At 71.8% G+C, this 8,777-nt stretch carries 7 protein-coding genes; 5 read left to right on the forward strand and 2 right to left on the reverse strand.

Translation table 11 applies throughout. From position 1 onward, the window contains the following. On the forward strand, positions 1-1,027 hold a 1,027-nt coding region (locus LRA98_RS12095; protein ID WP_238634117.1), incomplete at its 5' end, for an IS30 family transposase. A 161-nt stretch (positions 1,028-1,188) separates the two neighbouring features. Here LRA98_RS12095 and LRA98_RS12100 read toward each other — a convergent pair. Beyond that, complete coding sequence (locus LRA98_RS12100) at positions 1,189-2,349, reverse strand: Card1-like endonuclease domain-containing protein (RefSeq protein WP_238634116.1); 1,161 nt, start codon at positions 2,347-2,349, stop codon at positions 1,189-1,191. Then, positions 2,346-2,639, reverse strand: coding sequence for a CRISPR-associated protein Csx16 (gene csx16 / locus LRA98_RS12105; RefSeq protein WP_238634115.1), 294 nt, complete (start codon positions 2,637-2,639; stop codon positions 2,346-2,348). The genes LRA98_RS12100 and csx16 overlap by 4 nt, the downstream gene beginning before the upstream one ends. Before the next feature lie 222 nt (positions 2,640-2,861). On the opposite strand from csx16, the gene csm6 reads away from it, so the two are divergent. The 4 genes from csm6 to LRA98_RS12125 form a co-directional block, all read left to right on the forward strand. Beyond that, a complete protein-coding gene (gene csm6 / locus LRA98_RS12110) occupies positions 2,862-3,995 on the forward strand; it encodes a CRISPR-associated ring nuclease Csm6 (protein WP_238634114.1) in 1,134 nt (377 codons plus the stop codon). A 79-nt stretch (positions 3,996-4,074) separates the two neighbouring features. Continuing rightward, positions 4,075-5,070 carry an RAMP superfamily CRISPR-associated protein gene (locus tag LRA98_RS12115; RefSeq protein WP_238634113.1) on the forward strand — a complete coding sequence of 332 codons (996 nt, stop codon included), beginning with the start codon at positions 4,075-4,077 and terminating at the stop codon, positions 5,068-5,070. A 14-nt stretch (positions 5,071-5,084) separates the two neighbouring features. Beyond that, positions 5,085-8,003 carry a type III-B CRISPR-associated protein Cas10/Cmr2 gene (cas10, locus tag LRA98_RS12120; protein WP_238640846.1) on the forward strand — a complete coding sequence of 973 codons (2,919 nt, stop codon included), beginning with the start codon at positions 5,085-5,087 and terminating at the stop codon, positions 8,001-8,003. 3 nt (positions 8,004-8,006) lie between these two features. After that, a partial coding sequence (locus tag LRA98_RS12125; protein WP_238640847.1) for a type III-B CRISPR module-associated Cmr3 family protein occupies positions 8,007-8,777 on the forward strand: 771 nt, incomplete at its 3' end.

The raw sequence follows: 8,777 nt of genomic DNA on the forward strand, positions 1-8,777 counted from the left end.
TACCCGATACGAGCACCTCAGTGATCAGGAGCGCGCCGTCATCTTGAGTGAGCGCAGCCGTGGCAGCAGTGCGCGGGCGATCGGCCGTCTTCTCGGGCGCAGTGCGTCGACGGTGACCCGAGAGCTGGCCCGCGGGCATGCGCCCGCGGCCGAGACCGCGTACTGCCCGACGCAGGGCGCTCAGCAGTACCGAGCTCGACGGCGACGGTGTGGCCGTCCCGCCAAGCTGGTCGAGGGCGGATGGCTGCACCGCTACGTCCTGGACCGGCTGTGCTACTGGCAGTGGTCTCCTGAGCAGATCGCCGGCAGACTGGCGCGTATGTACCCCGAGGACCCTGAGGCTCGCGTCAGCCACGAGACCATCTACGCGGCGATCTACGCCCATCCCAAGGGCTCGCTCAAGCAGGAGCTGATCCGGGCGCTTCGCCGCCAGAAGCCGCAGCGCGGGCAGCGGCGGCGCACCGCGGCGCGGGGCGGCGCCATTGCGCCGAAGCACCTGCGCATCGCCTATCGGCCCGAGGAGATCGAGCAGCGGCTGATGCCTGGCCACTGGGAGGGCGACCTGATCAAGGGCGCCTACAACCGCTCCTCGGTCGGCACGCTCGTCGAGCGCAAGACCCGCTATGTCGTGTTGAGCAAGATGCGCGACGGCACTGCCGAGGCGGCCCTGGAAGGCTTCCACCGGCAGATGAGGCGCCTGCCGGCGATCCTGCGCCAGAGCCTGACCTACGACCGGGGCAGCGAGATGGCCTGCCATGAGCGGCTCGCCCAGCGGCTGAATCTGTCGATCTGGTTCGCCGACCCGCATGCGCCCTGGCAGCGCGGCAGCAACGAGAACACCAACGGCCTACTGCGCCAGTACCTGCCCAAGGGGGCCGACCTCAGCGAGCCGAGCCAGACCCAGCTCAACGATATCGCCCGGCTTTTAAACCAGCGCCCGCGTAAGGCGCTGGACTTTAGAACGCCCGAGGAGGCCATGACTGAAGAGCTTCAGGCCTTCTCGAAGACTGTTGCGCTTGATTCTTGAGACCAGCCTGCCGGGAGATAATGAGCGAAAAGTGATTTCCCGTTTGCGAGGGGGTTATTTACAAGGGAGAGGGAATCTTGGAGGGAATCTCCGAAGTTCTGCAGCCCTCCGCAAGGGCTGCAGCCTCGGCAATCACGATCGGAAAAGTGGGCAATCGGTCTTCAGGGCTGAACATCCGCCATCCAGCTACGGATCCAATCGCGTAGCTTTGGCAGATCTTCAGGAGAGATGAGCTGGATGCGATGCTGCGCAGCCCGGCGCCCCATCTCTTTCGTCGGCGGGCGGGCGCTCGCCATCCAGCTGTGCCCGAACAAGCCCCGGACGTCGTCGCCAAGGCTATCGAGCTTGTAGAGGCGATGGTCATCTCCGGCCTCATCCCGGCCGTGGCGTTCCGTCTTGCACTCGACCACGAGCAGCTGATTGGCGTGCACCGCGACGACGTCTAGCTCGTTGCGCGCCCCATCCGTCCCGTCCCACGTCCCCGTCACCCCGAGCGCGACGTCATCGATCCCCTCATCGCGCAGCCGATGGTAGACGTACTCCTCGAGCCATCCGCCATTGAGGAAGCGGGTGCGCTCGGCATCGAGGAAGGTCACCTGCGCCCCACCCCGCCAGTCCAGAAGTCCCTCGTCGCGCAGATAGGTGATCGCCCGTTCCCAGCGCCCGTGCGGCGGCTGCTCGAAAGCCTGTTCGGGTGCGACCAGCTCGCCCTCCCGATCCAGGGCCGAGGCGGCGAGGGCATTCAGGGCGCCGAGGAAATCGCCGATGCGGGGCACCTCCTTGCCGAGCCATTTGCACGCCGGCTTGCGCCGCTGAGCCGCTGTTTGCCACGCCGTATCCCGGGAGGCGACGTGACGGGGGCGAAATCCCTGGGCGAGGAGGTAGGTCTCGACGTCGAGGACCGGATCGAGCCGGCGCGGCGGCTGGCGCTCCCCCGAGAGCGGGAGCAGCTCGAGCCGCCCATGAGCGGTGTCCGTATACATGCAACGATCCACGTGCTCGCGCAGCACGTCCAGGAAGCCGATGGCCATGAGCTTGGTCCCGCCCGTGAGGTTGAGGACGAGCTCATCGGCGCTGCCCTCGAGCTCCGCGATCACCTCCAAGGCGTAGTCCTCGAGCCGCGGCAAATCGACCTCGCGGGCGCCATCGAAGCGGCGCACGCGGATACCGGCTTGCTCCTCGAGCGCCTGGAGGCGATCGGCTTGGCGGCTCATCGAGGGGGTGACGATCAGCGCCGCTTCCGCCGGGCGCTCCATAAGCGCCGGGATGAGGTTGCCGAGCAGCTGATTGGAGACGAGCTGGATGTGCAGTTGACGGCTCATTGGGTTCGCTCCACGTGGTAGGGCTCTAGCCGCGCGCTGGCGGCCTCCATTTCCGCGGCGGTCAGATCCCGGCCGCGCATCTCGGGCGGCAGGTCGAGTGCCAGGTGCCAATAGGCGCCGCCACGCTCGCAGACCGCCGCGGCGAGGTGAACCGGCAGCGTGCCGATCACCGTATCGCCCGGCGCGATGGCCGTCTCGTCGAGATGGGTCACGAGCCGATCGACCGCGATCCCCTGTCGCTCGGCCCAGGCCGCGGCGCCCGGGTGGCGGGTCACGAACCAGGTGGTCATGAGGCTGCTCCTTTGCTGATCAACACGGCGTCGCCCGTTGCCGCTTGGCGACCAACCGGGCTGGCGTCCGCCAATGTAGGGCCCTGAGCCGCTTGTAGGGCGATCGGCAATCTTGCGGCACCGGGCCGGAAGCCGCGCAGAAAGCTTGCACTTTTCGGGGGTAATCCGGAAACTGGCCTAGCCTTTCAAGGAATCGCCGCAAGCGCACACGGAGTGCTGCCGATGTCCGAAGATGCCCAAGCGCACACCCTCCTTTGTGTTACTGGGCTGACACCACAGGTGGTCACCGAGACCCTCTATGCCCTCGCCCAGGAAGGGGCGGACGCCCTTCCAGACCGCATCGAGGTGATCACGACGACCGAGGGCCGGCGCCGTCTGGCCCTGACCCTGCTCGCCGAGCACGGCGGCCACGGCTACCTCGACCGGCTCTGCACCGACTACGGGATCGAGCGCAGCGCCCTCGCCTTCGATGCGTCCGCAATCCACGTCGTCCATGGCGCCGATGGCGAGCCCCTCGCCGATATCGTCACCGAGGCGGATAACGCGGCGGCCGCAGACTGGATCCACGAGCGCATCCGCACCCTGACGCAGCAGAGCGCGCGGCTGCACGTCTCCCTTGCTGGCGGGCGCAAGACCATGGGCTTCTACGCCGGCTACTCGCTCTCGCTCTACGGCCGGGGGCAGGACCGGCTCAGCCACGTCCTGGTCAATCCGCCCTTCGAGTCGCATCCGGACTTCTTCTACCCGCCGCCGGAGCCGGTGACGCTCCAGCTGCCCGGACGCAACGACATCATCAGCACGGCCGAGGCGCAGGTGCGCCTTGCCGATCTGCCCTTCGTCCGGCTGCGCGAGGAGCTCGGCGACGCGCTGCCGGAGCCCGGGCTGTCCTTTAGCGAGGCGGTCGAGCGCGCGCAGCAGGTGCTCGTCCCGGCACAGCTCACGCTCGATCTCACCGAGCGCACGGCGACACTGCAGGGCCGAACCATCACCCTCTCGCCCACCCATTTCCTCTGGCTGACCTGGTTCGCCGACCGCGCACGGCGAGGGGAGCCGCCGCTGGCCTTCGACCACGCCGCCGCCGACGAGCTCGCGCGCTATATCGACTGGCTCGAGGGCCGCGCCTCGCGGCTGCACGAGAGCCTTGCAGGGGCACGCCAGGATCTTGAGCGGGGGGAGACCCGGTCGAACTACTTCGACTCGACCCGCTCGCGGCTCAACCGGGATCTCGCCGAGCGCAGCGGTCTGCCTGCCCGGGTAGCGGCGCGCTACCAGGTCCAGGCCTGCAGCAGCCGGCCGCAGACCACCTACGCCCTGCCGCTCGCCCCGGAGCAGATCCGCATCGAGGGCGAGCCGTGAGCCGGCAAGCTTGCAAGTGCGCCGCCCGCCGCCATCAGCAGGCGATACTGCGCCCCACGCAACGGAGCTGAGAGCGCCCATGGAGCAACGACACCTGACCCTAGAGCTGCTGACCCCGACCTTTCTCGGGGACGCCGCACAGAGCGCCGCCTGGCGGACACCGCCGATCAAGGCGCAGCTACGCCGCTGGTGGCGGGTCGCCGCCTTCGCCCGGGGCATCCGCCTGCCGAGGCTGCGCGCCCTCGAGGGCGAGCTCTTCGGCGACGCCGCCGGGCAACAAGGCCGCAAGAGCCGGCTCCGGCTGCGCCTGAAGCCCTGCAAAGGGATGGGGCACTGGGGCGAGCGCTACGACAACGCCTGGCGCCAGGCCATGAATCAAGGGCAGCTGCGGATGGCCAGCGGGATGCCGGCCGACGCCTACCTCGGCTTCGGCCGGGTCAAGACCAAGGGCGCTGATGACAGCGCCCTGCCGCCGGGCGAGCAGGCCGAGCTGCGCCTGGCCTGGCCGGCCCAGGCCGAGGGCGCCGAGGCCCTCGACGAGGCGATCGGGCTGTTCCATCGGCTCGGCAGCCTCGGCGGGCGCAGCCGCAACGGCTGGGGCGCCTGCCACCTGCACGACTCCGAGGCGCTGGCGCTATCCGGTTTCAGCCGCCCGTGGGAAGAGGCCCTCGCGGAGGCCTGGATCCACGCGCTCGGGGCCGACGAGCAGGGCCTGCTGCTGTGGTGGACCCCGCCGTGCAGGAGCTGGGAGGCAGCGCTGCGCCGGCTCGGCGACCTGCGCAAGGGCCTCTGCGGCGAGGCCGGTCCCTTGCGGCCGCTGCTCTCCTGGCCGGTCACGGGCCAGAAGCAGAGGGGCCTCAACGACCAGGTCCGGATCCCCAACACCCTGCAGCTCAAGGTCGTCCGGGACGCGCAGGGGCAGCTGCGCGGGCAGGTCGCGCACCTGCCCTGCCGGCCGGAACCCGAGATCTGGCAGGCGCTGCCCGAGCGGGAGCGCCGCGAGTACCCCGGGCTCTGGCGCAGCGCCCACGCCTTCCTCGACCGGCAAGGCGACCTCGAGCGGGTGGACGCATGACGGAGGCAAGCCTCATGGATACTGATCTGGCCCGCAACAAGCTCCTCGCCCGGCTGCACGACCCGGCGGAGAAGGCGCTGGTGCTCCTGCGCGATCCCGCCGGCCATGAGGGCGGGACCGTGCGCACCCTGATCGAGGAGATCCTCGGCGAGGTGCCGCGCGGCGCCTGGCCGCCGGTGCGCAAGGCCGACCGTTGGGCCTCGGCGGCGGACCGCCCGCAGTTCCCCCGCGAGCGCGACGGTGATCGCTTCGCGCGCTGGAGCCAGGTGAACTTCGCCGAGAAGCCGGTGCTTCGCCACCCGCTCACCGGCGAGCAGATCGACCTCGGCGAGCACGACAAGCTGCGGGACGTCGAGCTCGACACGCTCAAGGCCGGTAGCCTCGAGCACTTCCGCGCCCTGATCCACCGCGACGCGCAAGGGGCCGTGGACCCCTGGCGGACCCTGCTCGCGCTCTGGCGCTTCGGCCCGGAGCCGGCCGCGAGCGGCGACGCCGCGGGGCTCGGCGAGCTCTGGCGCTACCTGCCGGCGGACACCCGCATCCCGGATCACACCATCTGGCAGCACCTGGACCTGAGCTCGGCGCTCACCGGCGCCTTCGCCAGCGACCGCCAGGGCCGCTGCGCCCTGCTCAACGTCGCCCTCGGCCCGGTGCAGCCGTTCATCGCCGCTGCCCGGACCACCTCGGACCTGTGGGCCGGCTCGCACCTGCTCGCCCGGCTCGCCTGGGAGGCGATGCGCGTCGTCTGCGAGCGCCTCGGCCCGGACGCCGTGCTCTTCCCGCAGCTGCGCGGCGTCCCGCAGGTCGACCTCTGGCTGCTCGAGCAGGGCCTCGAGCCGGCGCTCTTCCAGAAAGAGCCCTGGAACGAGCGCACGGTCACCGACGCCAACCCCCTGTTCAGCGCCGCCCTGCCCAACCGCTTCCTCGCGGTGGTCCCGGCCGAGCAGGCCGAGGACCTCGGCCGCGCCATCGAGCGCCACCTCCACGCATGGGTCGCCGAGACGGCCGAGGCCGTGGTCACCGAGCTGCTCGAGACCGCCGAGCTGCCGGCCGACCCGGAAACGCCGGCGTATCACCAAGCCCGCGAGCAGCTCGCGGGATTCCCGGAGGTGTCCTGGTCGGCCGTCGGCTGGGACGAGGTGGCCGCGGACGAGCACGGCGAGCCCGATCCGCAGCGCCTCGCCGAGACGCTGCGCCCCTTCTACGAGCCCGAGGCGGAGCGCCCCGGCTTTCTCGCCAGCCCCGCCTGGGCGGTACTGCAGCGGCCGATCGAGGTCACCGATCCCGACACGGGCACGCCGGCGACCTTCTACCGGCCCAACCCCGGCGTCCTCTACCCCGCGCTCTACGAGCTCGGCGAGCGCGTGATGGGCGGCGTCAAGGCGACTCGGCCCTTCGCCGCGCAGCATGAGCACGGCTACCGCTGCTCGCTGACCGGCGAGGTCGAGTGGCTCACCCACGAGCGTGCCCACCTCGACCTGCCGCCGGGCCAGCGGGCGGCGCACGGCACCCTCTGGAGCCGCATCGCCGAGCGGCGTCCTGGCTGGGCGCGCCGGGGCGAGCACCTCGGCGCCCTCGCCGCGCTCAAGCGGCTCTGGCCGCAGCGCTTCTGCCGGGAGGTCGCCGGGGCGCTCGGGCAGCAGCAGACGCCGCGGTTCGTCGTCTCCACGCACACCATGGCGCTGGCCACCTCGCTGATGCGCGCGGCGGACGAGCCGAACCCCGCCGGCGGGCTCAGCGCCGAGCAGGCCGAGGCGATCCGGAGCGCGGATCGCGCGGCGCTGCCGCGGCGGCTGGCGCTGCGGCTGCACAAGCACGAGCAGGGCGAGCTCCTCGCCCGGCTCCCCGGCTGGCTCGAGCGCCAGCGCGAGGCCGAGGACGGCGACGAGGCCGCCGCCCGGCGGGCGATCCATACGATCACCGGCAAGAGCGCCGAGGCCTACTACGCCCTGCTGCTCATGGACGGCGACCGTATGGGCGCCTGGCTTTCCGGCGGCGAGGGGACGACCATCCCCTACCGGGCGGCCTTCCACCCCGAGCTGGCCGCCGCCCTGGAGACCCGGTTCAGCGACCACGCGGCGCTGCAGGCCTACCTGGGAACGCCGCGAGCGGTCTCCCCGGCCCGCCACCTGGCCATCTCCGGGGCGCTGAACGACTTCTCCAGCACCCTCGCCCGCTGGGTGGTCGAGGAGCGCCACCACGGCCGCATCCTCTACGCCGGCGGCGACGACCTCATGGCCATGCTGCCTACCGGGGATCTGCTCAGCGCCATGCGCGAGCTGCGCGACGCCTACTCGGGCGCAGCCATCAGCGGCGAGGCCGAGGAGGAGGAAGACGCCTGGCGCCGCAGCGGCTTCATCTACCGCAATGGGCGGCTGCACCTGACCATGGGCTCGCAGGCCACCGCCTCCATGGGCGCCGTCATCGCCCACCACCAGACCCCGCTGACGGCCGCCCTCGCCGAGCTGCGCCGCGCCGAGCAGCGGGCCAAGGGCGAGGGCGAGCGCGACGCTTTCGCCCTGTCCGTGCTCAAGCGCAGCGGCAGCGCCCTGCGCCACGTCGGCCGCTGGCAGCCGGCGGCGGGGATCGACGAGATGAGCACCCTGCGCGCGTTCGCCGAGGCGCTCCATACCAACCCCGAGGCCTCCCGGCGCGCGGCCTACAACGTCGCGGGCTGGCTCGCCGACCTGCCCGAGCCCGACGCCTTCTCGGCGGAAGGCGGCATCGCCGGCTACCTCGAGGCGGTCCTGCACTACCAGTTCTGTCGGCAGGGGCTCGAGGAGCGCGGCCAGCCCACGCACGCCCGGCGACTCGCACCGCTCGCGAGCGTCTCGCCGACGGGGGCGCCGCTCAGCAGCGCCGCCAAGATCCGCGACCGCCTCAGCCACCTCGTCGGCGTGGCCGAGTTCCTCGCCCGCGAGACCCGGAGGTAGCCCATGGCCGAGCACCGCTTCATCGAGCCGCAGGACGTCCTCTTCTTCCGCGGCAACCGCCTCTTCGGCGAGCCCGGCGACGCCGGCGCCGCCCTCATGCCGCCCTGGCCCTCGGTCTTCGCCGGGGCCCTGCGCAGCGCCATGCTCGCCGCCGCCGGCGCGGATCCGGCGCAGCTGCGCGACGGCAGGCTGCCGGCCCCGCTCGACACGGTCCTCGGCTCGGCGCAGGCGCCGGGGACATTCACCCTCACCGGCGTGACGCTCGCCCGCTGCCCGTCGGCGGACGCCGCCGAGCCGCTCCATCCCCTGCCTGCGGACCTGAGCGTCGAGCACGACGAGGCCACGGGGCATTGCACGGTCCAGCGCCTGGCACCGCAGCCGCTGCCCTCCGGCGTCGCCGGCAGCCAGCCGCTGGAGCGCCTGCCCGTGCTCCGGCGCAGGGAGCGCGGCAAGCCGGCGGAGGGCTACTGGCTGACCCACGCCGGCTGGCAGCGCTACTGCCGAGGGGAGACCCCGCCGGCCGAGACCCTGGTGCCCCGCTCGGCGATCTGGGCTAGCGATCCGCGCCTGGGCATCGCCCTCGATCCCGAGCAGCGCACGGCCGCCGAGCGCCAGCTCTACACCACCGAGGCCATCCGGCTGAAACAGGGATGCGGCTTTCTCGCCACAGTCGCCGGCGCTGACCCTGAGAGCCTGCCCGCCCAGGCGACGCTGCGCCTTGGGGGCGACGGCCGGGGCGCGGCCATGGCCCCGGCCCCCGCGCCGGCCGCGGCC

Source organism: Halorhodospira sp. M38 (assembly GCF_022227985.1).
Lineage (GTDB): Bacteria > Pseudomonadota > Gammaproteobacteria > Nitrococcales > Halorhodospiraceae > Halorhodospira > Halorhodospira halophila_A.

Bases quoted from the DNA above. Each gene is read 5' to 3' on its own strand.
- LRA98_RS12115 (WP_238634113.1), top strand. From the start codon at position 4,075: ATGGAGCAACGACACCTGACCCTAGAGCTGCTGACCCCGACCTTTCTC.
- cas10 (WP_238640846.1), top strand. From the start codon at position 5,085: ATGGATACTGATCTGGCCCGCAACAAGCTCCTCGCCCGGCTGCACGAC.
- csx16 (WP_238634115.1), bottom strand. From the start codon at position 2,639: ATGACCACCTGGTTCGTGACCCGCCACCCGGGCGCCGCGGCCTGGGCC.
- csm6 (WP_238634114.1), top strand. From the start codon at position 2,862: ATGTCCGAAGATGCCCAAGCGCACACCCTCCTTTGTGTTACTGGGCTG.
- LRA98_RS12100 (WP_238634116.1), bottom strand. From the start codon at position 2,349: ATGAGCCGTCAACTGCACATCCAGCTCGTCTCCAATCAGCTGCTCGGC.